Origin of the sequence: Thalassolituus sp. UBA2009 (genome assembly GCF_002335285.1) — a bacterium.
Taxonomy (GTDB): Bacteria; Pseudomonadota; Gammaproteobacteria; order Pseudomonadales; family Oceanobacteraceae; genus Venatoribacter; species Venatoribacter alkanivorans.
The window spans coordinates 1-22876 of the sequence record NZ_DDCJ01000022.1; the positions used below are offsets into that span (position 1 = coordinate 1).

Below are 22876 nucleotides of genomic sequence, written 5' to 3' on the forward strand. Positions count from 1 at the left end.
TCTTATTTTTATAATTACTCCGGATCAGGATAAAAAATATTTACTTCCCTCACTGGTAACAAAATAGCGCCCATCATTATCTTCATGGGCCATATCACTGAGATCGTAAAACGCATTGCGGGAAAAACGCGCATACAGATCAGCCCGGACATTTACTTCCGGCAACAGAACACCATCCAGCTCGCTCATTAACAGAGGATGATCCTGCCCGATGGTTACAACATCTCCGCTATTGGTGATGGCGCGTATGCTTTCATCCACACGCTCAATCATTACAATCAATAACGGCCGGTCCTCAACACTGACGCGCCATTTTTCGACCGGGGTCAGCAGGAAATATTCATCACCTTCTTTGCGCAGGATGCTGGCAAATAAGCGCACCAGTTTTTCACGTTTTATCTGCACACCTTCATGCCACCAGGTACCATCACGATGAATAACCATATCCATATCGCCGGATAATTGCGGGTGCCATTTTTCTACCGGTGGATACTGATTTTCAGCTTCAAGGCCAAGCTGTTGCTGCAGGGCATTCAGATTCATCACAACCCCCTTTGCCATTCCTGACGCAGACGAATACGTTCCGGATTATTAATTGCCATATCCAGCTGAGCCAGCATAGCGGGCTTATCGGCGCCAAGCGTGCCCTTTAACGGCAGATAATTGGATGCATGATCACTGCGGAAAACCGTGTTGGTTAACTCCAGATGAGAAATCAACTCGCGCAGTTCGACAAACAAATCATGCTGATCCGGAAGCTGGTAGTTGCCGTTAAAACCCTCAACGACGCGCTGATCGCCGAGCGGATAGCTGACAATCAATGTTGATAGAAAATCCGGCTGCGCCTCATTCATCAGCAGAGCGGAGTTACGCGCATGCTGCTCACTGTAGGCAACACCACCCATACCGTTCAGGATCATCACCGATGACTGAATGCCGGCCTGTTTTATTTTTAAAAGCGCATCCAGCGTACTCTGCCAGGTTTCCCCTTTTTTAATAAAACCCAGCACGTCATCATCACCACTTTCGGCGCCAACATAAAGAATACCCAACCCCAGCCTGCGCAATTCGGTCAGCTCCTCGGCTGACTTTTTGCGAATGTTGCGCGGCAGGCAATAAGCCCCCACCCGCTTAACCCAGGGCAGATGTTCTTTAATGGCCAGCAGAATATTCGTAAGGCGGCGCACCGGCAGCACCATGGCATCACCATCGGCCAGAAAGACTTTTTCAAAACGCGGACCCAGAGCAGCTGCCTGACGGATTTCATTCAGCACATCGGCTTCGTCACGGGCACGGAATTTTTTTTGCGGCTGAGTGTACATATCGCAGAAAGTACACTGATTCCACGAGCAGCCATTGGTGACCTGCAAAATAAGGGAGCGGGCTTCGCTGGGGGGACGGAATACAGGTTCGATGTAATTGAACATAAACGATGTCTCAGCCGGAAATTAACAGAGTATCAGGTATTATCCCTAAAGCTGCGATCGCAGAACACATCGGATGTTTTTAAAAAGGAGGAGTACTGCGAATGCTAGAAATGGTGCCCCGGGCCGGAGTCGAACCGGCACAGCCATAGGCCGAGGGATTTTAAATCCCTTGTGTCTACCAATTTCACCACCGGGGCATCTTGCCGCGCAGCTCGGCGAATGTCGGGATCACCGAATTTGGAGGCGCGAGCCGGAATCGAACCGGCATCGGCGGATTTGCAATCCGCAGCATAACCATTTTGCTATCGCGCCGAGATTCATTGAGTGCAATGAAAATTTGGAGCGGGAAACGAGACTCGAACTCGCGACCCCAACCTTGGCAAGGTTGTGCTCTACCAACTGAGCTATTCCCGCTTAAGTGCTGCGCATTTTAAATGGAGCAGCCTGAGAGTCAAGTGTTTTTTCTTACTTTTTAAGCACTTAGACGATTTATGCTTTGCCACGCAGTTCCGGCCAGGCAGCACGCAGATAAACCAGCATGGACCAGATGGTCAGTACCGCAGCCAGATAAAGGGTCACATAACCTGCTTCAATTAACAGCTGATGATCACCGGATGCCATCAGAATGGTAATAGAGGCCATCTGCAGTGCTGTTTTTACTTTACCGACATAACTCACGGCAATATTGGCCCGTTTGCCCAGCTCAGCCATCCACTCGCGCAGGGCTGAGATCACAATTTCCCGGCCAACAATAATGGACGCCGGAATGGTCAGCCACATACTGGCAAAGTTTTCGACCAGCAGTACCAGCGCGACCGCTACAATCAGCTTATCAGCCACCGGATCGAGGAAGGCCCCCAGCGGGGTTGTCTGATTGAGCTTACGCGCCAGATAACCATCAAACCAATCGGTAACGGCGGCGAGAGCAAACAACACGGCTGCGCCGATCTTCCCGTCCGGACCAAACCAGTAAAAACTGACCACCATCAGCGGAATCATCAGAATGCGGCTCAGGGTCAGTATGTTGGGCAAATTCATTAAAACGTATCTCCGTTACTCGCCGTGTAATTGCATGAATATCTGTTCGGCAAGTTTTTTACTAATGCCTGGAACCTTTTCCAACTCTTCGCGCGGTGCGCTGCGCATGTTTTTCAGACTGCCAAAATGCAGCAGCAGTTCACGCCGGCGCTTAGGGCCAACGCCTGTCAGAGAAACCACATCCGACTGACTGCGCGATTTTGCCCGGGCTTTACGATGCCCGGTAATGGCAAAACGGTGTGCTTCATCACGCACCCATTGCAGCAAACGGAATCCCTCATGATGAGCGTCGGGCATTATAGGTTGTGTAGCACCGGCTTCCCACAAGAATTCCCAGCCCGACTTGCGGGTCTCTCCTTTTGAGATACCAAAGGCCGGCAACGAACCCAACTGCAAACGCTGCAGCACTTCCTGAATCCTGCCAATCTGGCCTTTCCCCCCGTCGATCAACAGCAAGCCGGGTAAATCATCCTGCTCTTTCAGGCGTGTCAGATGGCGGGTGACCGCCTGCTCCAGTGCGGCATAATCATCACCGGCAACAACGCCTTTAATCGAGAAGCGCCGGTAGCGCTGTTTCATTAAACCTTCTTCGCCATACACAACACAGGATGCGTAAGTCGCCTCACCCTGCGCATGGCTGATATCAAAACACTCGATGCGTTTTGGTGGCTCGGCCAGATTCAGCAATTGTGCAACCTGACTGAGTTTATTCAGTGCTGCCTGATGACCCGAGATTTTTGTCTGCGCACCAGTGCGGGCATTCTCGCTGGCCATATGCAGCCACTTGCGGTTCTGCCCACGACCACCGCGACTGTGCTGAACCCTTGCCTGACGGTGCAGGCGCAATGCCTCCAGCAAGGGGGCAACATCTTCATCGCCGACATCCACGACCAGATCACGCGGAATGCCTTCAAGGGCATGGTCAGCCAGATAAAACTGACTGATAAAATCCAGCAATAACTGCTCATCGCTTTCACCGGCCGGATTCTCCGGATAGTAATTTTTACTCGCCACCAATCGTCCCTGACGGAACGCCAGACGGTGAATGCAGAGAACATTCTGCCACTCAATAATGGCCCAGGCATCCGCTTCACCCTGCCCGGCATCGACAAACTGTTTTTCCTGAGTCTGGCGTAACAGCTCAATCTGATCGCGCAACGCGGCGGCTTTTTCAAAATCCAGGGTTTCCGCCGCTGCCAGCATCTGCGTTTGCAGTTCCTGCAGCAACTCCTGACTTTTACCCTGTAAAAACAGTGTCGCCTGGCGTACGCTTTGCTGGTAATCCTGCTGGCTGATTTTATTGACACAGGGGGCAGAGCAGCGCTTGATCTCATACTGCAGACAGGGCCGGCTGCGGTGATTGAAATAACTGTCTTCGCAGGAACGCAGCAAAAATAATCGTTGCAGGTAATTCAGGGTGTCACGCGCCGCGCCGGCATTCGGGTAAGGGCCAAACAAGCGGCCATCGCGGCGTTTTTTCCCTCTTCTGTAAGCCAGCAAAGGGAAGTCGTGCTCTGACAGGTGAATAAAGGGATAAGATTTATCGTCTTTCAGCAGGATGTTGTACTGCGGCTTGTGCTGTTTGATCAGCGTTTGCTCAAGCAGCAGCGCTTCCGCCTCACTAGCAGTGACGGTCACTTCGATATGATCAATACGGCTGACCAGCGCAACCGTCTTGCTGTTCAGACCACGGGCACGGAAATAACTGGAAACACGGTTTTTAAGATTCTTGGCTTTGCCGACGTAAAGCAATTCATCGTCGGCCGCGAACATACGGTAAACCCCGGCCCGCTGGGTCAGGGTCTGCAGAAATGCACTGATATCAAAGTCTGCCATCAGGCGGTCGCCGCAGGATCCACCAGACCGTGGCGCATAGCCAGCAGAGTCAGTTCAACATCGCTGTCGATTTCGAGTTTTTCGAAAATCCGGTAGCGGTAGCTGTTGACGGTTTTAGGACTAAGGAACAGCTTTTCACTGATTTCAGCGACCTTCTGGCAACCAACAATCATCAGCGTAATCTGCATTTCCCGCTCTGAAAGCTCATCAAAAGGTGACGTCTGATCCTGCTGGAATGGCTTGAGGGCCATACGCTGAGCAATATCCGGGCTGATGTACTTCTGCCCGCTCTTCACCTTCATAATGGCGCGAACCATTTCATCCGCGTCTGCGCCCTTGGTGATATAACCTGCCGCCCCGGCCTGCAACAGGCGCGTGGCATAAGGATTGTCATCACAGGCAGTGACCGCAATCACCTGAATTTCCGGATTATGACGCGTAATCTTGCGGGTGGCCTCAAGCCCACCAATACCCGGCATGCGGATATCCATAAGAATAATGTCGGGTGAGTGCTCTTTGGCGAACTGAACCGCCTCCTCACCACTTGCTGCTTCACCGACTACTTCAATTCCCTTTGCGTCTGTCAGCAGACGAGAGATACCTGAGCGAACCAGCTCATGGTCATCGACAACCAGCACTTTAATCAAGGGACCACCCCGTTATTACACAATCTCAGCAGCGCAATGCATCATGGCACTGTCGTTGTTATTTGCGGAAATATAACAAACCGTTCACAGAGGGTACATTCGTTTTCTCTGCCAGGCGTATTTAAGCGGGTTCAGATTCTTACCCACTTCCACAACCCCCTCATCCATATTGTGGTGCGCACTGAAGCCCAGACGCTCTGCCAGCTTCAGCATGCCACCATTATGCGGCAGAACAGTGCCGAAAATCTGCAGCACGCCACGCTCGGTCAGGTAGCCAATAATGCCCTGCATCAGCCGTAGCCCCAGCCCTTCTCCGCGACAGTTGTCATCGATAATAACCGAGAACTCCGCCGCGACATCATCGGCATCAATATACACCCGCACCACACCGTACAACTCCCCTTCGCGCAGCGCGACAAAGGCCATTTCACGGTCATAATCAATCTGCGTGAAGCGCGCCAGTTCCCGGTGATCAAACTGGCGGCGTGCCGAGAAGAATCTCAGGCGCAGCGATTCCGGACTCAGGCGCTGATAAAAGCGTTCCAGCGCCGGTTCATCTTCAGCACGGATCGGACGCACATCGTAGGCGTGGCCATTACGGCTTTCATACTGGCTTTCCAGCTCTTTCGGATAAGGCATGATGGCGCTTTTCGCTGGATGCCCAACCTCGCCAGCCACACCAATCACCATATAGCGACCCACCTGACGGCGGATGGCGTTCACTTCAAAGCCCGCCATCCACGGATGGTTCAGCGCCATATGTGACAGCGCAACCAGCCAGCGCTCCAGTGTTACCAGTTCACGCTCAATATTGTCAGAACGCTCACTCAGCACCTGATAAAAGTGGCTGCGTTTAATCAGTTTTTCCGCCAGATTGGCATTCAGCGGCGGCAATGCCACCTGACGATCCACCAGGATGTCGGCAGTGGAGCCACCACCACCAAAAAACAGGTAAGGGCCGATTTCAGAATCGCGGCCAATACCAAAAGAAAACTGCAGGTTGTCCAGCGCCCTGTGCATGGTTTGCAGGGTGTAACCCAGCACCGGACTGTTCGGAAAGGCCGTGGCAATCTTGCTTTCCAGATCCTCTGCGGCATTGGTGACATCTTCAATGGTTTTCAGTTCGCGCGCCACCGAACGCAGACGCTCGCGCGGGTTGTTGCCGTAAGCAAAGGGATAGAGGTAATCACGGTGATGTACCCGTAATACCCAGGGGCCTTTGACTTCTTCCGCTACGCTCAGCAACTCCGACAGCGAGGCGCGATAGCGGTTTTCCGCACAGGAGAAACCATAGGCATTGAGCAGATCCCAGGCCTGATCCGGCAGCAGATAATCACCAGGGCGATGGACCGCCAGAATGGCTTTATCGACTTCGGTGTGCACGGAAGAAATCGGAATCTCAAGACTCTCCGGCGTCTCACGCAACAGATCCTGAGTACGTTGGTGCTGCACCATGTACATATAAGACTTAATGGCATTGTCCGGTGTATCAAAAGTGGGAATACCATGCTGGTCGAAGCATTCGCGCGCAGCTTCCACCGAGTACTCCCCCATCCAGCTGGTCAGCACGCTTTTATTGCTGTGCTGAGCGATTTTGACCAGTGTTTCGGCGTTGGCCAGCGGGTCTGAGCCAAGACTCGGAATGTAGATGACCAGTAAGGCATCAACCTGCTTGTCGCGCAGCAGCGTATTGGCAACCGCCGCCAGCTGCTGCGGCTTCAGCTCCGGATTCAGCAGCACCGGATTGTCGGTTTTCACATATTCAGGCAGCAGGCTGCGCAGATGGGTACGGGTGTCTTCTGACAGTGTTGCCAGCCTCCCCTTGTCGTGCAACAGCCGGTCCATCGCCAATATCGCCGGCCCGCGACCATTAGCGATAATTGCCAGACGCGGACCAAAACTTTCGCGTCGACGACTCAGGGCATCGACGCAATCAAACAGTTCGTCAGTGGCCGATACCCGCAACACACCGGCACGGGCCAGAGTCTCATCCACCAACGCATCACGGGAACGCAGCCCTTTCGGGCTGGCAATGCGGTTTAATGGGTTTTCCTGAAAACGATTGCTCTTAACCGCCAGTACCAGCTTATGCCGGGAAGCGGCCCGTAACGCACGGATCAGTGCTTTGCCAGAGCCTATTTCGTCCAGCTGAATCAGCAGTGTGCGTACCTGAGGCTCCTGCACGATGTAGTCGATCAGATCCGGCAGGGTTACGTCCTGACTCTTACCCAGCGTCAGCACGTGAGAAAAACCGATATTACGGCTGAATGCCCAATCCATAACACCGGAAGCCAGCGTGCCCGATTGCCCGACATAGGCAATATGTCCGCTGCGTACCGGCACATGGAGAAAGCTGGCGTTCAGCTTACGCCCGGGAATGACCATGCCCAGACAATCAGGGCCAAGTATGCGCATCCGGGTCTGCTGGATAACCTGATTCAGACGGTCAGACGATGGCCGGAACTGCCAGGAACGGGTTCGGGCAATACCACCGGTCAGTAACATAGCAGCACCAACATTCTTACTATGAAGCTGCTTAATAATCTTCGGGACGGTTTCCGCCGGAGTACAGATAATGGCCAGATCGACAGCACCATCAATCTGCCCTATGCGGGACAAAGCCGGTATGCCGTACACTTCTTTATAGCCGCGCGAGTTCACCGGAATGATTACACCGGGGTATTCGCCATTGACCAGATTGCGCACAATGGCACCGCCGAGACTGCCGACCCGCTCAGAGGCACCGATGACGGCAATTGTTTTAGGCTGAAAAAATAACTCGAGAGAGCGGGTTCCCATAAGGAATGATCCTTAAGTTTAGTTGGCGTAAACACTGGCCCTATATACACTGGGCACACAAAAAGACAAAAACTACCTCATATGACCACAGCCTACTACTCCTTCCAGCAGCATTTTGAGCACGATACCGGCGATGAACATCCGGAACACGCCATGCGTATTCTGGCGATTGAGCAACAGCTCAAATCGCGAGGAGTGTGGGATCAGCTAACCATTCTTGACGGTCAGACCGCGCATAAGCCAGATATCCTGCGCGCCCACAGCCCGGGCTATGTTGACCAGCTACAGCTGATTCAGCCCAAGCAGGGTCATATTTATGTCGACGAGGATACACCAATGTCCTCCGGCAGCCTTGATGCAGCTCTCTATTCTGTCGGCACCAGCACATTGGCACTGGACGACATTATGGCGGGTAAATATGACAACGCTTTTGTTTCCGTGCGCCCACCGGGTCACCATGCTGAACACCGTAAAAGTATGGGATTCTGCTTTTTTAATAATGTCGCGATTACAGCACTGCGGGCAGCAGAAGTTCACCATGCGCAGCGCGTAGCCATCCTCGACTTTGATGCACACCAGGGCAATGGCACCGTCGACATTCTCAAAAACGATCCCCGGTTTTTAATCTGCTCAAGCTTTCAGCACCCGTTTTACCCCTACTCCCACTATCAGATCGACAAATACAGCAACCTGATTAACGTTCATCTGAATGCCGGTACTGGCAGCGATGAATTCCGCAGCAAGGTCGAAGAATCATGGGCACCCGCGCTGCGCGGCTTTGCACCCGAGGTGATTATTGTCTCGGCCGGATTCGATGCTCACCGGGATGACCCTATGGCTGAGCTGTGCCTGCTGGACGATGACTATCGCTGGATTGGGCGCTGGATTCAGGAATATGCCGCCTCGCGCAATATTCCGTGGATGGCCATCCTCGAAGGGGGATACAACCTGAACGCCCTGGGGCGTTCAGTATGTGAATTTATCAATGAAATGCTGGGTAAAAGATAATCACACAACGCCGGTGACTGATTACTCAGCGATACAGAATATGTACACGACTACAACATCACCGGCATAAAACCTAAGTCATTCTTACTGCAGGTCATCGCAGTGGAATTGCATCATGATTATCAAACGTTCCTCCTCACATCAGGATGAGGTTTCTGTCTCCCCTGCCTTATTGGCAAAAATCTATCAGGCCGAGTGGCTGGCTATCACACTGGTTGCGGGCTGTAGCTTGTACCTGCTCATCCAGGCAGCTCTTTCCTGAGCTTTTCAGGCATAAAAAAAAGGCCAGCGCATGCGCTGGCCTTTTGGTATTTGGCGGAGGGATAGGGATTCGAACCCTAGATAGGGATTAACCTATGCCGGTTTTCAAGACCGGTGCTTTTAACCGCTCAGCCATCCCTCCGAACAGTGCGCGTATAATACTGAATCCAGAATTTGGGTCAATACTTTTTTTTATAAATCAACACGATAGCGGCAAAACCAACCTCCGCTTTGCATTATTGGCACAGCCGATTACCATAGCAGCAACCTTTCCGGACCCATGTTATGGCCACGTTTTCGCTACTTCTGACCCAGAGTCCGCACTCCGGCATATCCCATACTCTGGCGCAGCAATTTGCCCGATCCCTGCTCTCGCAGGGACATACTCTGCAGCGCGTATTTTTCTATCAGGACGCCGTTTTTGCCGCTCTGAGCACACAGAATCCGGTGCAGGGGCAGCCGTCCATCAGCCAGCAGTGGCAGGCCCTGGCTACTGAGCATGGTTTTTCACTACAGGTCTGTATTGCTAACGCCTTGCGCAGGGGTGTGGTCGACAAAACAGAGCGGCAGCGCTACAACCTGCCCACAGACACTCTGGCCGAAGGCTTTGAACTTGCAGGACTGGGCGAAATGGCCGAAGCAGCGCTGGATTCTGACCGTATCATCGACTTCTGAGGGCTTATGAGCACTGTTTGTATTTTAATTCGCACCGCCCCGGGGAATGACCCGGAAGCACTGGAAATGGCGATGGCGCTGGCGGCCTTTGAGCATAAAATCAGCCTGCTGTTTCAGGGAACCGGCATATTCTGGCTGCTGAACACTCAGGAAGCGCGCAAGCCGGGCGGGAAATCGCCTGCAAAAATCATCAATGCCTTGCCAATGTATGACTGCGAGACGGTTTATTATGCTGCAGATGACCTGCAGGCATTCAATATCCCAGTGGCCAGCATAAACAAACTGGCTCAGCCTCTCAGCACCCCTCAAATTCCATCGTTACTGAGCAGCGCCCAATACTGTCTGAGTTTTTAATATGACCCTGCACCTGCTACTTACCAGTCAGCTATCCAGCTTAAATGATCTCAGACGCAGCCTGAGCAGCGAAGATGCCATCGCCTTTATCGGTGATGGCGTATACGCCCTGCCTAATTGGGACAGCAGCCATCCATGCTACTACCGCATCGCAGACTGCACCCAGAGAGGCCTGCCAGAGATCCCCGGAGCCATAGCCATTGAAGATGCGCAGTGGGTCGAACTTTGCTTGCAATATCCCCGCACCCTGAGCTGGAAGTTATAACCCCATGAGCGAATTACAACTCGATAAGGACGGCTTTTTGCAGAATCTGGGCGACTGGTCAGAGGCCGTTGCTGCTGAGCTGGCCCAAAGCGAAGGCATTGAGCTGACTCCGGATCACTGGGAAATCCTCTGGGCGCTTCGTGACTTTTACCAACAGTACGATCTTGCTCCGGCGATGCGCCCATTGAGCAAATACCTTAAGCAGACACTCGGTGCCGATAAAGCAGGCAGCATTTATCTGCTGACATTATTTCCCGGCAGCCCGGCCAAAGTGGCTGCCAAAATTGCAGGCCTGCCCCGCCCGGAGAATTGCCTTTGAATTCGCAACACAAACTGGCGGATTACGTCCGCATTCTGGCCCGCGGGAAAAACGCCAGCCGCAGCATGTCCTATGAAGAAGCTCAGTTCACCATGCAAACGATGCTCGCCGGTGAGTACGAGCCAGAGCAGCTGGGCGCTATTTTCATGCTGATGCGCGTCAAAGAAGAAAGCGCGGAAGAGCTGGCCGGCTTTGCCGCCGCTATTAATCAGCTATGGCCTGCTGACATTCCGGCCGACCTGATCTGGCCAAGCTACGCCGGCAAACGCCGCCAGCCATTCTGGTGTTTCCTGTCAGCCTTACTGCTGACACAGATGGGATATCGCATTCTGTTTCATGGCACCGAAGCCCATACCTCCGGCCGCCTCTATATGGCCGACGTTTTTGCCCATTTCAGAATCCCGGTTGCAGGCACACTGAATGACATTTTGTCGATTTCAGCGACAGCGCCATTAATGTATCTGCCCTGCTCTGTGCTGAATCCGCAACTGCAGCGCTGGTTATCCCTGAAATCGATCCTCGGAGTCCGTTCGCCAATCAATACGGTAATGAAGACCATTGCCCCTGCAAGCATCGCCAGCGTTCAGGGGGTATTTCATCCAAATTACGCCTTCACTCACATCGATGCTGCCCGACTGAATCAGAATGATGCTCTGGTGATAAAAGGAGAAGGCGGCGAGTTTGAAGTTAATCCGGAACGCGACTGCACTGCGCAGAGCTTTTTTGCACAAGAAGCCGGTGAAATTCACATTCCGAAACTGGCATCTCACATTGATGATAAGCCCCAGAACACCGATATCGACTGGCTGGCGCAGATATGGCAAGGGAAAGCAGAAAATACTTACGCCAACAGCGCTATCTTACAGACAGCGGCCCTGGCCCTGTGCGCTATTGAAAGAAACAATGATATTGATACAGCCTTGCAACGATGCCGTGATGCATGGAACAACAGAGACCGTAGCCTGCTGGCATAGACAGGCCATGGAAATAGCAGCAGTCATAAAAAAACCGGCAAGATGCCGGTTTTTTATATTTAGCGCCCCATGCTTCAGACTTTAAATTGCCCGGTAATACGCTGCAGTGTCTGCGCAATCTCCGTCAATGAGCGACTGGCCGCTGCCACTTTTTGCATACTGGCCATCGCTGTCGCCGAGGTATCTTTAATGCCGACCACGTTATCTTTGATGCTGTGCGCAGCCTGTTCCTGGCGGTCAGTTGCGGAAGCGATCTGGCTGTTCATCGCCGTAATCGATTCAACTTTACTGGTGATCGCCTGCAGACTTTCATCAGTTTTTGCCGCCTGGCTAACACTGGTTTGTGCCCGCTCTTTACTGGAACTCATGACCTCAACCGCTGAACGTGCAGCAGACTGCAACTCTTCAATAACCGCCTGAATTTCCTGCGTCGAATCCTGGGTACGCGAAGCCAGTGTACGTACTTCATCGGCAACCACCGCAAACCCTCGCCCCTGCTCACCCGCGCGGGCGGCTTCAATGGCTGCGTTCAATGCAAGCAGATTGGTCTGTTCGGCGATACCTTTAATCACATCCAGAATACTGCCTACGTTTGCTGTATCTGCTTCTAGTTTGCGAATAACTTCACTGGCACGCTCAACTTCACCGGCCAGAGCATTAATGCTTTTAACCGTATCATTCACAATGGTACGACCTTCCTTGGCTGCCTGATCTGCTTCCCGAGCCGCCTGAGCCGCGGAGCTGGCATTCACGGAAACATTTTTAACACTGGCAACCATTTCATCGACAACAAAAGACACTTCTTCTGTTGCCCGGTTCTGCTGCTCTGTTATCTGCGATGTCTGCGACGTAAGACTGCCAAGATCGCCGGATACGCCACTCAGAGGTCTGGTGGTTGCAACCACCTCACCAATGCTGCGATGCAGTTTGTCGACAAACTGATTGAACCAATCAACCACCTCGCCAATTTCATCATTGGATGATTTGGATATACGCCGGGTGAGATCCCCTTCGCCAGAAGCAATATCTTTCAGGGATGTCAGAAGGCTGTTCACTGCGGTATTGATTGAGCTGCTGGTGCTCCAGGCAACAAATGCGAGAAACACGAGCGTTACCAGAGTAACAACCAAACCGATAGACAATGCATTTTGCGCGGCCTCATTAGACTGGGCGACCGTCTGATTGAACGCCTCAAGGCCATCATCGCTGTACTTCTGCATCAGTTTGCGGACTGTCGCCAAAGCGGTGTTCATGGTGTCGATGGATGACGACATTAACGATGGTTCCAGTGTGCCGTCGATCATGCCACCCGACAGTTTTTTAGCTGCGGTGAAATAGGCATTAAATGCATTGCGGGTATCGCCTACCTCAGCAGCACGTTCCGGCCAAATGGTTTCAAGCTTTGCCAGCGCGTCAGTAACTTCTTTTCTGACTTTTTCTGCGGCATTCACAAAGTCCATTTCACCGGTGCTCACTGCGGTGGAAAATAGCTCTTCAAGACGGGACAGGCGCACAAGGTTAGCCTTTGAAATCTCAACCACCGGGAAGAAGGTCTTCTGAATCGTTTGCAGACGCTCAGAGTTCGCCGTATTCATATTGGTATTCACCAGAATACTGACGATAAAACCAAGAACCGCAACGCCAGTGAGAGACAGGATTTTGGTTTTAATACTTAAAGAATTCAGAAGACTCATTGCTCAGACCTGATAGTTACAACCACTAAGTCCAAGCATAGTGCATATTTTTGACTCTGCCGCTTCCGCAAGCGGCAGGCTAACGTCAGGAAAGGTCGGTTTTTAACGCCATTTCAGCCGCTCGTGCAGACTAACAACCGAACCGACAATGGTGAGTGTCGGAGCCTGAATGGTGCGTCCGGCGATGTAGTCAGGCATATCCTCCAGAGTACTGACATGAACCTTCTGGTCTGGCAAGGTTCCCTTCTCAACCAGGGCCACCGGTGTTGTTATATCCATTCCGGCTGCCATCAGCTGGGCGCAGATATGCGGTAAACCACTCAGCCCCATATATATCACCAGCGTTTGTCCCGGATGAACCAGCTCCTGCCAGGGTAAGTCACAGGTTCCGTTCTTCAGGTGCCCGGTTACAAAGCGCACGCTTTGTGCGTGATCACGATGTGTCAGCGGAATGCCGGCATAGGCTGCACAGCCACTGGCTGCGGTAATGCCCGGCACCACCTGAAACGGAATGCCAGCCGCGGCCAGCTCCTCAATTTCTTCACCGCCACGACCAAAAATAAAAGGATCTCCGCCTTTCAGGCGCAGTACTTTTTTGCCACGCTGAGCGGCATCAACCAATAACTGGTTAATGCCTTCCTGTGGTACCGCATGGTCACTTTTTGCCTTGCCGACATAAAAGCGTTCAGCCTGCGGATGGATAAAGTCCAGGATCAGTGGATTGACCAGACGGTCGTAAAACACCACATCAGCACTCTGAATCAGGCGCAGAGCACGGAATGTGAGCAGATCCGGATCGCCGGGGCCGGCGCCCACCAGATAGACTTCGCCCTGCTGCTCAACATTTCCATTCAGCAACTCTGCAGTAACAGCCTCGGCCCGCTCAGCCTGTCGCGCCAGTATCAGCTCAGGCGCCAGACTGCCGATCCAGCGGCGCCAGAACCCGGCTCGCAGCGGCGCAGCAAGCTGCTGCTTAATCTGCCCGCGCAGACGCTCAGCAAAGGCTCCAAGGTCGCGGTATTCCTGCGGCAAAAAAGCTTCCAGACGCTGACGCACATAGCGCGTCAGTGCCGGCGATGCACCACTGGTTGAAATACTGACAAGCAGCGGCGACCGGTCGATCACCGCCGGAAAGATAAAATCATTGTTTTCAGTTTCATCACAGCGACACACCAGACAACCGGCCTTGCGGGCGTTAATTGTCAGCTGCTTGTTCAACGCATGGTTATCGGTCGCCAGAACCACCAGTGAACCGGAATCAAAGGTTTCGGTAAGGCTGGCGGGACGTTGTTCAATGCTAAGGAGAGGATTTCCGGCGCAGGCGGCAATGTCCGCGTGCAGCTCGGGGGCAATCAGCTGAACCTGAGCGCCGGCTTTCAGTAATGTCAGTAGCTTGCGGGCGGCAACCTGACCGCCCCCAATCAGCACAAAAGGCCGGGCACTCCCCCGGAGAACCAGGGGCAGATTCATCATGGGCGGATGACTTCAAGGCCACGCATATAAGGGCGCAGCGCTTCAGGAACAACGATGCTGCCGTCTTCCTGCTGATAGTTTTCCAGAATCGCAACCATGGTGCGGCCAACCGCCAGACCGGAGCCGTTCAGGGTGTGCAGCAGTTCTGGCTTGCCGGTTTCCGGGTTGCGCCAGCGGGCCAGCATGCGGCGCGCCTGATAATCACCAAAGGTGCTGCAGGAAGAGATTTCACGGTATTTCTGCTGACCCGGCAGCCAGACTTCCAGATCGTAGGTTTTGGCTGCAGAAAAGCCCAGGTCGCCACCGCACAGAATCACTTTGCGGTATGGCAGATTCAGCTTTTGCAGAATGGCTTCCGCATGACCGGTTAATTCTTCCAGTGCGGCATCAGAATCCTGTGGGCGGACAAACTGCACCAGCTCTACTTTGTCGAACTGATGCTGGCGGATCATACCGCGGGTATCGCGACCATAACTGCCTGCTTCACTGCGGAAGCACGGAGTATGTGCCACTTTTTTAATTGGCAGAGTCTTGTCCGTCACGCTGTCGCGCAGCAAATTGGTGACCGGAACCTCAGCTGTCGGAATCAGGTAGAAATCTTTCTCACCCGGCACCTTGAACAGATCTTCCTCGAATTTTGGCAACTGACCGGTACCTTCCAGCGCCTGGCGATTCACCAGGTAAGGCACATAGGTCTCTTCGTAGCCGTGTTCTTCGCTGTGGGTGTCGAGCATAAACTGGGTAATAGCACGATGCAGACGCGCCATGGCGCCACTCATCGCCACAAAACGGGAGCCGGCAACCAGAGCGCCGTCGTCAAAGCTGAGACCCAGCGGCTCGCCCAGATCAACGTGATCCTTGGCCTCGAAACTGAACGCAACAGGCTCACCCCAGGTCAGCACTTCAACGTTATCATTTTCGTCAGAACCAAATGGCACATCGTTCTGCGGCACGTTCGGAATGCTCATCAGCAATTCGCGCAGACTCTGTTCAGCCTGTTTTGCTGCCAGCTCCGCTTCACCGATATCAGAATCGATACTGCCCATCACCTGAGCTTTAGCATCTTCCGGAGACATGCCCTGACCGATTAATGCGCCAATCTGTTTGGACGCTTTTTTCTTCTCGGCCTGCAGGGATTGAGCGCTGGTCAGTGCGGCTTTGCGCGCATCGTCCAGGCGGGTGAATTCGGCTTCATCAAACATAAAGCCTTTCTTGGCCAGGGCTGCTTTTACCTGATCCAGATTGTCGCGAATAAACTTAACGTCCAGCATTGTTTCTTATACCAAGGATTTAGATAACCACATGCCTGCGGCAGTCGCCAGCAGGCAGCCTGTAACACTGAAGCCGACATAGCTGGCCATCGCCAGCCAACGCTCCTGCTGCAGCAGTGCAATACTTTCTAATGAAAACGTAGAGAAGGTGGTAAAGGCACCGAGGAAGCCGATCATCGCCAGTTGCTTGTGATGATCACCGCCCCACTGGTGTTCTACCAGCCAAATATAGGCCATACCGATGGCGAAGGAGCCTAGCAGGTTCACTGTTAAGGTGCCATAGGGAAAGGGCTTGTCGGCCCAGCGGAAAACGGCCGTTGCCAGCAGATAACGGGAAATGGCGCCGAGCGCACCCCCGATGCCGATCCACAGATACGTCATTCACCCTCTCCTGCGTCACTCAGTGGGTAACGCTGTTGTGTGGACTGCTGATTCAGCTGCTGAAGATGCTCCAGTTTCTGCCGTATCTTACTTTCCAGCCCACGGTTTACCGGCTCGTACAGCTGAGTATCTTTCAGTTCCGGCGGAAAATAATTTTCACCGGCGGCAAAGGCATCCGGTTCGTCATGGGCATAGCGGTATTCCGCACCGTAATCGAGCTGCTTCATTAATTTGGTTGGCGCATTGCGTAAATGCAGAGGCACTTCGTAGCTTGGCTGCGAAGCGATCATCGCCCGCACTTTATTAAACGCCTTATAGACCGAATTACTTTTCGGCGCGCAGGCCAGATAAGTAACTGCCTGCGCAATGGCCAGCTCACCTTCAGGCGACCCCAGCCGTTCCTGCACATCCCAGGCATTCACACACAGCGTCAGGGCACGCGGATCGGCATTGCCAATATCTTCGCTGGCCATACGCACGACCCGGCGGGCGATATACAAAGGATCGCAGCCGCCATCCAGCATGCGTGCAAACCAATAAAGAGCTGCATCCGGGTCCGAGCCGCGCACCGATTTATGCAGCGCTGAAATCTGATCGTAAAAAGCCTCACCGCCTTTATCAAAACGACGCGCCTGATTACCCAGCAATTCTTTAACAACCGCAACACTGAGTTCATCTTCGCCGCTGAGCTGCAGCGCGAATTCGAGCATATTCAAAGCACGTCGCGCATCACCATCGGCGACATCGGCGATCATTTGCAACGCTTCTGCACTGGCTCGCGGCGCAGGATCAAGCTGCGCAATCCCCTGCTGCAAAATCTGCTGCAACTGCTCCGCACTCAGACTTTTTAAAACATAGACCTGAGCACGGGACAGCAAGGCATTATTTAATTCAAAGGAAGGGTTTTCGGTTGTCGCGCCAACGAAGATAAAGGTGCCGTCTTCCACATAGGGTAAAAAGGCATCCTGCTGGGATTTATTAAAGCGGTGGACTTCGTCAATAAACAACACCGTTTTACGACCCGTTGCACGGTATTGCTGCGCGCGCTGCACTGCCTCACGGATTTCTTTAACCCCGGACATTACCGCACTGAGGGCCAGAAAAGCCGCATCAACGTATTGTGCAATCAGGCGTGCGAGCGTGGTTTTACCTACGCCCGGCGGTCCCCAGAAAATAACCGAATGCAGCTGCCCGGCATCCAGTGATTTACGCAATGGCGTGCCCGGCCCGATAACATGTTCCTGGCCGATATAATGTTCCAGCCGCTGCGGACGAAGTCTTGAGGCTAGCGGTTCGTATGCGGGCGTATGATTGCCAAAAAGATCAGATGCCATGGCGTCCGTCGATTACGTCCACACCTTCAGGTACATCAAATATAAAAGCGGAAGGATCTACGGCGGTGTTCACATTGGCGGCTGAAAATGAAATTTCCGTCACCTGACCGGCCGCATCGTAAATCATCATGCGCTTAAGGTTTTTGCCCTGATAATGAAATTCCAGCGACTCAAACAACTGGCTCGGATCTTTGGGTACCAGCTGGAAAATAATTTCGTTGCTGGCCACTTCTTTAGCAACAACAAAACTTTTTTCAACATCGGCAGTACTGCCGCTCAGCAGCAAAGCCGGAGTTTCCTGAACACGCTGATCCATGTCGCGAATAGTTACCTGCTCCAGATCCATATCGTAAATCCAGATCAGCTTGCCATCAGAAACAACCAGCTGCTCAAAAGGTGCATCGGTCTGCCAGCGCATTTTTCCGGGCTTGGCGACGGTCAGACTGCCACTCATCTGTTGCAGAATGCGTCCGGATGTATCGCGGGTGGTCTGCACAAAAGAGGATTCAAGACTCTGCAGCTGTTTCAGGCGCAGTAAAAAATCCGCTAAGGCATCGCCGGATGATTGCGCACCGGAAGGCAGACTGAAAGTTAAAGCACCCATAAAAATCAGCAAATATTTGCGGAAGAATTCAGATAAAAACACGTCGGTTACCACTTTTTTAGCGTACGTCAAAATAAAATCCGCTCAGTAATTCGGCGGAGCGCCAGCCAGCACTTCACGTGAGCCATTATGTGCCGGCGATGATACAACACCGGCCGCCTCCATTGTTTCTACAAGGCGTGCGGCGCGATTATAGCCGATGCGCAGTTTGCGCTGCACAGAGGAAATAGAGCATTTGCCACTTTCGGTGACAAAGGCGACCGCCTGATCATACAGATCGTCTTTTTCATCACCGCCTTCCAGTGAGAAAGCCCCGCCGCCGTCTTCATCGCTGCTGGTGATTTCCTCAATATAATTGGGTTCGCCACGCAGCTTCCATTCGGCCACCACACGGTGAACCTCATCATCGTCAACAAAGGCGCCATGCACACGCTCAGGCAAAGCATTTCCCGGTGGCATATACAGCATGTCACCGTGTCCGAGCAGTTGCTCCGCTCCGCCCTGATCAAGAATGGTGCGAGAATCGATTTTGGATGACACCTGGAACGCAATCCGGGTCGGCACGTTGGCTTTAATTAAGCCGGTAATAACATCCACCGACGGACGCTGAGTCGCCAGAATCATATGAATACCAGCAGCACGGGCTTTTTGCGCGATACGGGCAATCAGCTCTTCCACCTTTTTACCCACCATCATCATCATGTCGGCAAATTCGTCGATCACAATGACAATATAAGGCAGAGGCTCCAGCGCTGGCGGTGTCGTTTCAAAGGACTTATCAATCTGCCATAAAGGGTCTGTCAGCGGCTGTCCGGCTTCGATAGCATCACGGACCTTCTTGTTGTAGCCGGCGAGGTTACGCACGCCCATCGCGGCCATCAGCATATAGCGCCTTTCCATTTCGGCAACCGACCAGCGCAGACCGTTGGCGGCTTCTTTCATATCGGTAATGACCGGCGTCAGCAGGTGCGGAATTCCTTCATATACCGACAATTCCAGCATTTTCGGGTCAACCAGAATCAGGCGCAGCTCATCCGGTGTCGATTTAAACAGCAGACTAAGCAGCATGGCGTTCACCCCAACCGATTTACCGGAACCAGTTGTACCGGCAACCAGCAGGTGAGGCATTTTTGCCAGATCGGTAATGATCGGATTACCACCAATATCGTGCCCCAAAGCCAGAGTCAGCGGCGATTTTGAGCGGTCATATTCTTCCGAGGATAATACTTCGGACAGTGACACCACGGCGCGATCTTCGTTGGGTACTTCAATCCCCATGACCGACTTGCCGGGGATTACCTCAACCACACGCACACTGATCATCGCCATAGAGCGCGCCAGATCGCGGGCCAGATTCGAAATCTTGCTGGCCTTTACGCCGGGTGCCGGCTGAATTTCAAAGCGGGTAATCACCGGGCCCGGTGCCACAGCAGTCACTTCGATTTTTACACCGAAGTCCGCCAGTTTCTGCACCAGAAGTTTCGACATTTCCTGCAGACGCTCCGGCGAAAAGCCGCTTTTCTGATCATTACGCGGCGGATCAAGTAACGCGATGGAGGGCAGCGGCTGATCGCTCTTAAACAATGTTCCCTGTAACTCACGCTGAGCCCGCTCACTTGGCCGGCTCTCTTTACGCGCCAGAGGTTCAATAGGAATTGCAGTCTCAGCAGGCTCGGCATTTACCGTTTTGGTTTTTACCGGCGTATCTTCCCATGGAGGGATTTCTGATGTGTCAGCCGCTGGCTCCGGCGTGACGGCCGGAGTGGTTTTTTCCTGGCGTGGCGGCAGATCAGTTACTGCAAGGTTATCACTGGCCGCAACCTGATCATCGCTGCTGCTGAAAACATCCAGATCGCCAAGCCATGGTTCGACGTCATCGTCTGCAGCGGCTGTAGCAGCATCCATTCGGCTGAAGAAACGATCGAAACCTGCGACCTCATCACCTGGCTTATTGGTGCTTACGGATGTTGCTTTGTCCTTTTTACCTGCGGGAGCTTTGACAGGCTCCGCCTCAGCCTGCTCAGCAGAGCTCTCATAATTATCTGTGTCGTTATAATCACCGGTTACCGCAACTGCATCTGAGCTGACATGCCGTGCACTCTGGCGACGGGCGATACTGCGTTCACGCAATTCCAGCAACCATCCGCCCAGGCGGTCGAACAGTTGCAGCCAGGAAAATTCAAGAAACAGCATCAGCCCCAGAGCCAGTAATGCGGTAAAAATAATGGCCGAGCCAACGAAGCTGAACAGCGGCAGAAAACCGCCGACAATCACCTTGCCAACGATACCGCCAGAGCCAACAGGCAAACCCTCGCCATGCCAGATGCTCATCTCAGCCAGCGCACACAGCATGCTGACAGAGAGCACCATGCCGAGTGTGCGCAACAACCAGATGCGACCGCCGGGTCGCGGAGCTTTGCGGAACAGTAACCACAGCTTGGCCATGACCAGCAGAGGCAGAGCGAAAGCCAGGTAACCCAGGCCATGAAAAAGAAGGTCGGCGATGACCGCACCAATACGGCCAACCGAATTATGAGTTGCCCCCTCTCCCGCCGCGGACCAGGCCAGATCGGAGGGGGTATACGAAAACAGAGCGAGCAGGAGTAGCAGGCTGACCAGCGTCAGCAGCAAAAAAATAACATCATGGCGCCGCTGCCAGCTGCCGGCAGAAGCAGAATCCGGTGTTGTTGCTGGCTGAAAACCTGCTTCAGACGTATCCTTTGGCAAAATACCCTTCCCGTTACCCTTATTCAGAGGCGAAGTTTACCACGGGTTTATCATGATTGATTGGCTAGATGAAGTCCTTCCGCCGGTATTTCCGGCTACGTCAAAAGCCCTGAACGAACCCAACGGCCTGCTCGCAGCCGGAGGCCGGGTAAGTCCGCTATGGGCGGACAGCGCCTACCGTAAAGGGATCTTTCCCTGGAATGATCCGGGGGAAGCACGGCTATGGTGGAGCCCTGCCCCGCGCGCGGTCATTACCGCCGAAAGTTTTCATCTGCCGCGTACGGTGCGCAAACTGTTGCGCCGCGAGCAACTCAGTATCAGCTGCAACCTGGCTTTTGACAGCGTTATTCAGGCCTGCGCACAGCCACGCGACTATGAAAGCGGCACCTGGATCTGCGATGAAATCATCGACTGCTACGGCAGATTGCAGCGTGCCGGGCGGGCGTTCAGCGTGGAATGCTGGGACACAGACGGATACCTATGTGGCGGCTTTTATGGTCTGACCATCGGCAGCGCCGTATTCGGAGAATCGATGTTCTCGAGACGCAGCAACGCATCAAAACTGGCTTTCGCCACTGCAGCGCCAATATTGTTTGCCGCCGGAGTAACGCTGATTGACTGTCAGATGAAAACCGATCATCTGGGGCAATTTGGCCTTATTGAACTTGAGCGCAAAGCTTTTGAAGGCATATTACAGAAAGCAACAGAGCAGCCACTGCAACTGACGCTGCCGGGGTGGCTGGCATGAAAAAAATCATGTTATTCCAACCACCGGAGACCCACAGCTGCAGTTATCTTGAAGATCAGGAGTCGCGAAGTTTATATGTTGACCCACGCGCTGAACTCGACCAGGAAACCCTGACACTGCTCAGCCTTAACGGTTTCCGCCGCAGTGGCCGCCTGGTATACCGCCCTGACTGCCCGGCCTGTTCGGCCTGCATTTCCGTACGCCTGCGGGTTAAAGACTTTCAGCCCTCCCGCAGTCAGCGGCGCATTCTTAATAAAAATACCGACCTGCAGCTGCGCATCGAAAAACCCAGCGACAGCGATGAAATATACAATCTGTTTGAACAGTACATTAATGCTCAGCACGCCGATGGTGATATGTATCCACCCAGTCGCCGACAATTCACGGATTTTCTGGTCAGCGACTTCGGCACAACAGACTTTCTGACAGCGCGCCTGGGAGGAAAGCTGGTTGCTTGCATGGTTTTTGATCATTTGCAGGATGGATTGTCAGCGGTTTATTGCTTTTACAGCGATGAATTGCCACAACGCTCCCTTGGCACCCTGATGATTCTCAGGCTAACCCAGCTCTGTCAACCTCTCGGGCTGTCTTTCAACTATCTGGGCTATCTGGTTAATGGCAGCAGAAAGATGAACTATAAGCGACAGTTTGTGCCATTAGAGGCTTACCGCGCAGGCCAATGGTCCCTCCTCAACAGCTGATTCCCACCATCCGAAACGCAACAAACGGATAGCGCTTTGCTTATTGTTGAAATTTAAGGCAGAATGCGCCCGCGTTGTGCAAGGTCTAAACAGGTGACGAATGGCAAAAGATGATCACATTGAAATGGAAGGTGAAGTAATCGACACGCTTCCAAATACGATGTTCCGGGTAAAGCTGGAGAACGGGCACGTTGTGACTGCTCATATTTCAGGAAAAATGCGCAAGAACTACATCCGCATTCTGACCGGCGACAAGGTGAAAGTAGAATTAACACCTTACGACTTAAGCAAAGGTCGTATCACCTACCGGGCACGCTGATGCCAACATGCCCGGCAGGTG

General features: G+C 53.1%; 22 protein-coding genes, 4 tRNA genes and 2 pseudogenes. 10 read left to right on the forward strand and 18 right to left on the reverse strand.

Annotated features, from left to right (window positions below; genetic code table 11):
- Window positions 1-24: 24 nt before the first annotated feature.
- The 9 genes from B3P58_RS02300 to B3P58_RS02340 all read right to left on the reverse strand — a co-directional run bounded on the left by B3P58_RS02300 (window position 25) and on the right by B3P58_RS02340 (window position 7747).
- Window positions 25-543 (reverse strand): DUF1285 domain-containing protein, encoded by a 519-nt coding sequence (locus B3P58_RS02300; RefSeq protein ID WP_286715821.1) that lies wholly within the window; start codon window positions 541-543, stop codon window positions 25-27.
- Window positions 543-1427, reverse strand: coding sequence for a radical SAM protein (locus tag B3P58_RS02305; protein ID WP_286715823.1), 885 nt, complete (start codon window positions 1425-1427; stop codon window positions 543-545). Before B3P58_RS02305 ends, B3P58_RS02300 begins: the two co-directional genes overlap by 1 nt.
- Before the next feature lie 111 nt (window positions 1428-1538).
- Window positions 1539-1624: transfer RNA gene (locus B3P58_RS02310), tRNA-Leu, on the reverse strand.
- Window positions 1625-1665: 41 nt separating this feature from the next.
- Window positions 1666-1739: transfer RNA gene (locus B3P58_RS02315), tRNA-Cys, on the reverse strand.
- A gap of 26 nt (window positions 1740-1765) precedes the next feature.
- A tRNA-Gly gene (locus tag B3P58_RS02320) sits at window positions 1766-1841 on the reverse strand.
- A 75-nt stretch (window positions 1842-1916) separates the two neighbouring features.
- Entirely contained in the window at window positions 1917-2465 is a 549-nt protein-coding gene (gene pgsA / locus B3P58_RS02325; protein WP_286715825.1) for a CDP-diacylglycerol--glycerol-3-phosphate 3-phosphatidyltransferase, read from the reverse strand.
- Window positions 2466-2480: 15 nt separating this feature from the next.
- Window positions 2481-4301 (reverse strand): excinuclease ABC subunit UvrC, encoded by a 1821-nt coding sequence (gene uvrC / locus B3P58_RS02330; protein WP_286715827.1) that lies wholly within the window; start codon window positions 4299-4301, stop codon window positions 2481-2483.
- On the reverse strand, window positions 4301-4948 hold the full coding sequence (gene uvrY / locus B3P58_RS02335; RefSeq protein ID WP_145468669.1) for a UvrY/SirA/GacA family response regulator transcription factor: 648 nt from the start codon (window positions 4946-4948) through the stop codon (window positions 4301-4303). The genes uvrC and uvrY overlap by 1 nt, the downstream gene beginning before the upstream one ends.
- 84 nt (window positions 4949-5032) lie before the next feature.
- Window positions 5033-7747, reverse strand: a complete 2715-nt coding sequence (locus tag B3P58_RS02340) for a GNAT family N-acetyltransferase (protein WP_230332244.1) — start codon at window positions 7745-7747, stop codon at window positions 5033-5035.
- 81 nt (window positions 7748-7828) lie between these two features.
- On the opposite strand from B3P58_RS02340, the gene B3P58_RS02345 reads away from it, so the two are divergent.
- On the forward strand, window positions 7829-8755 hold the full coding sequence (locus tag B3P58_RS02345) for a histone deacetylase family protein (RefSeq protein ID WP_286715832.1): 927 nt from the start codon (window positions 7829-7831) through the stop codon (window positions 8753-8755).
- A gap of 115 nt (window positions 8756-8870) precedes the next feature.
- Complete coding sequence (locus tag B3P58_RS02350; protein WP_186435868.1) at window positions 8871-9017, forward strand: hypothetical protein; 147 nt, start codon at window positions 8871-8873, stop codon at window positions 9015-9017.
- A gap of 51 nt (window positions 9018-9068) precedes the next feature.
- On the opposite strand, the gene B3P58_RS02355 is transcribed toward B3P58_RS02350, so the two are convergent.
- Window positions 9069-9158 (reverse strand) — tRNA-Ser (locus tag B3P58_RS02355).
- 143 nt (window positions 9159-9301) lie between these two features.
- On the opposite strand from B3P58_RS02355, the gene tusD reads away from it, so the two are divergent.
- Genes tusD through B3P58_RS02380 form a run of 5 tightly spaced genes read left to right on the forward strand, consistent with a single transcriptional unit; the run spans window position 9302 to window position 11603 of the window.
- Window positions 9302-9691: a sulfurtransferase complex subunit TusD gene (gene tusD / locus B3P58_RS02360; RefSeq protein WP_286715834.1), complete on the forward strand. Its 390-nt coding sequence runs from the start codon at window positions 9302-9304 to the stop codon at window positions 9689-9691.
- A 6-nt stretch (window positions 9692-9697) separates the two neighbouring features.
- Window positions 9698-10045, forward strand: a complete 348-nt coding sequence (locus B3P58_RS02365) for a DsrE family protein (RefSeq protein WP_286715837.1) — start codon at window positions 9698-9700, stop codon at window positions 10043-10045.
- Window position 10046: 1 nt separating this feature from the next.
- On the forward strand, window positions 10047-10310 hold the full coding sequence (locus B3P58_RS02370) for a hypothetical protein (protein WP_286715840.1): 264 nt from the start codon (window positions 10047-10049) through the stop codon (window positions 10308-10310).
- Window positions 10311-10314: 4 nt separating this feature from the next.
- Window positions 10315-10629: a TusE/DsrC/DsvC family sulfur relay protein gene (locus B3P58_RS02375; protein WP_145468657.1), complete on the forward strand. Its 315-nt coding sequence runs from the start codon at window positions 10315-10317 to the stop codon at window positions 10627-10629.
- A complete protein-coding gene (locus B3P58_RS02380) occupies window positions 10626-11603 on the forward strand; it encodes a glycosyl transferase family protein (RefSeq protein WP_286715843.1) in 978 nt (325 codons plus the stop codon). The genes B3P58_RS02375 and B3P58_RS02380 overlap by 4 nt, the downstream gene beginning before the upstream one ends.
- 74 nt (window positions 11604-11677) lie before the next feature.
- Here the strand turns inward: B3P58_RS02380 and B3P58_RS02385 are convergent, their stop codons facing one another.
- From B3P58_RS02385 to B3P58_RS20740, 8 genes and pseudogenes are all read right to left on the reverse strand, one after another.
- Window positions 11678-13297 (reverse strand): methyl-accepting chemotaxis protein, encoded by a 1620-nt coding sequence (locus tag B3P58_RS02385; protein ID WP_286715846.1) that lies wholly within the window; start codon window positions 13295-13297, stop codon window positions 11678-11680.
- A gap of 102 nt (window positions 13298-13399) precedes the next feature.
- Window positions 13400-14770: a siroheme synthase CysG gene (gene cysG / locus B3P58_RS02390; protein ID WP_286715848.1), complete on the reverse strand. Its 1371-nt coding sequence runs from the start codon at window positions 14768-14770 to the stop codon at window positions 13400-13402.
- Window positions 14767-16041: a serine--tRNA ligase gene (gene serS, locus B3P58_RS02395; RefSeq protein WP_286715850.1), complete on the reverse strand. Its 1275-nt coding sequence runs from the start codon at window positions 16039-16041 to the stop codon at window positions 14767-14769. Before serS ends, cysG begins: the two co-directional genes overlap by 4 nt.
- A gap of 6 nt (window positions 16042-16047) precedes the next feature.
- On the reverse strand, window positions 16048-16422 hold the full coding sequence (gene crcB / locus B3P58_RS02400) for a fluoride efflux transporter CrcB (protein WP_145468647.1): 375 nt from the start codon (window positions 16420-16422) through the stop codon (window positions 16048-16050).
- Complete coding sequence (locus B3P58_RS02405) at window positions 16419-17756, reverse strand: replication-associated recombination protein A (protein ID WP_286715853.1); 1338 nt, start codon at window positions 17754-17756, stop codon at window positions 16419-16421. The genes crcB and B3P58_RS02405 overlap by 4 nt, the downstream gene beginning before the upstream one ends.
- On the reverse strand, window positions 17746-18432 hold the full coding sequence (lolA, locus tag B3P58_RS02410; protein ID WP_286715856.1) for an outer membrane lipoprotein chaperone LolA: 687 nt from the start codon (window positions 18430-18432) through the stop codon (window positions 17746-17748). The genes B3P58_RS02405 and lolA overlap by 11 nt, the downstream gene beginning before the upstream one ends.
- 12 nt (window positions 18433-18444) lie before the next feature.
- A pseudogene (locus tag B3P58_RS20735) lies at window positions 18445-20004 on the reverse strand (DNA translocase FtsK); the annotation flags it as partial.
- A 561-nt stretch (window positions 20005-20565) separates the two neighbouring features.
- Window positions 20566-21087 (reverse strand): annotated as a pseudogene (locus tag B3P58_RS20740) (DNA translocase FtsK 4TM domain-containing protein); the annotation flags it as partial.
- 52 nt (window positions 21088-21139) lie between these two features.
- On the opposite strand from B3P58_RS20740, the gene aat reads away from it, so the two are divergent.
- The 3 genes from aat (at window position 21140) to infA (ending at window position 22855) form a co-directional block, all read left to right on the forward strand.
- Entirely contained in the window at window positions 21140-21835 is a 696-nt protein-coding gene (aat, locus tag B3P58_RS02425) for a leucyl/phenylalanyl-tRNA--protein transferase (RefSeq protein WP_286715859.1), read from the forward strand.
- Window positions 21832-22536 carry an arginyltransferase gene (locus B3P58_RS02430; protein ID WP_225692687.1) on the forward strand — a complete coding sequence of 235 codons (705 nt, stop codon included), beginning with the start codon at window positions 21832-21834 and terminating at the stop codon, window positions 22534-22536. Before aat ends, B3P58_RS02430 begins: the two co-directional genes overlap by 4 nt.
- Before the next feature lie 100 nt (window positions 22537-22636).
- Window positions 22637-22855: a translation initiation factor IF-1 gene (gene infA, locus B3P58_RS02435; protein ID WP_028292799.1), complete on the forward strand. Its 219-nt coding sequence runs from the start codon at window positions 22637-22639 to the stop codon at window positions 22853-22855.
- Window positions 22856-22876: the final 21 nt, after the last annotated feature.

Coding starts and splice junctions, on each gene's coding strand:
- B3P58_RS02300 (WP_286715821.1), bottom strand. CDS start 543: ATGAATCTGAATGCCCTGCAGCAACAGCTTGGCCTTGAAGCTGAAAAT.
- B3P58_RS02305 (WP_286715823.1), bottom strand. CDS start 1,427: ATGTTCAATTACATCGAACCTGTATTCCGTCCCCCCAGCGAAGCCCGC.
- pgsA (WP_286715825.1), bottom strand. CDS start 2,465: ATGAATTTGCCCAACATACTGACCCTGAGCCGCATTCTGATGATTCCG.
- uvrC (WP_286715827.1), bottom strand. CDS start 4,301: ATGGCAGACTTTGATATCAGTGCATTTCTGCAGACCCTGACCCAGCGG.
- B3P58_RS02340 (WP_230332244.1), bottom strand. CDS start 7,747: ATGGGAACCCGCTCTCTCGAGTTATTTTTTCAGCCTAAAACAATTGCC.
- B3P58_RS02345 (WP_286715832.1), top strand. CDS start 7,829: ATGACCACAGCCTACTACTCCTTCCAGCAGCATTTTGAGCACGATACC.
- B3P58_RS02350 (WP_186435868.1), top strand. CDS start 8,871: ATGATTATCAAACGTTCCTCCTCACATCAGGATGAGGTTTCTGTCTCC.
- tusD (WP_286715834.1), top strand. CDS start 9,302: ATGGCCACGTTTTCGCTACTTCTGACCCAGAGTCCGCACTCCGGCATA.
- B3P58_RS02365 (WP_286715837.1), top strand. CDS start 9,698: ATGAGCACTGTTTGTATTTTAATTCGCACCGCCCCGGGGAATGACCCG.
- B3P58_RS02370 (WP_286715840.1), top strand. CDS start 10,047: ATGACCCTGCACCTGCTACTTACCAGTCAGCTATCCAGCTTAAATGAT.
- B3P58_RS02375 (WP_145468657.1), top strand. CDS start 10,315: ATGAGCGAATTACAACTCGATAAGGACGGCTTTTTGCAGAATCTGGGC.
- B3P58_RS02385 (WP_286715846.1), bottom strand. CDS start 13,297: ATGAGTCTTCTGAATTCTTTAAGTATTAAAACCAAAATCCTGTCTCTC.
- cysG (WP_286715848.1), bottom strand. CDS start 14,770: ATGATGAATCTGCCCCTGGTTCTCCGGGGGAGTGCCCGGCCTTTTGTG.
- serS (WP_286715850.1), bottom strand. CDS start 16,041: ATGCTGGACGTTAAGTTTATTCGCGACAATCTGGATCAGGTAAAAGCA.
- crcB (WP_145468647.1), bottom strand. CDS start 16,422: ATGACGTATCTGTGGATCGGCATCGGGGGTGCGCTCGGCGCCATTTCC.
- B3P58_RS02405 (WP_286715853.1), bottom strand. CDS start 17,756: ATGGCATCTGATCTTTTTGGCAATCATACGCCCGCATACGAACCGCTA.
- aat (WP_286715859.1), top strand. CDS start 21,140: ATGATTGATTGGCTAGATGAAGTCCTTCCGCCGGTATTTCCGGCTACG.
- B3P58_RS02430 (WP_225692687.1), top strand. CDS start 21,832: ATGAAAAAAATCATGTTATTCCAACCACCGGAGACCCACAGCTGCAGT.
- infA (WP_028292799.1), top strand. CDS start 22,637: ATGGCAAAAGATGATCACATTGAAATGGAAGGTGAAGTAATCGACACG.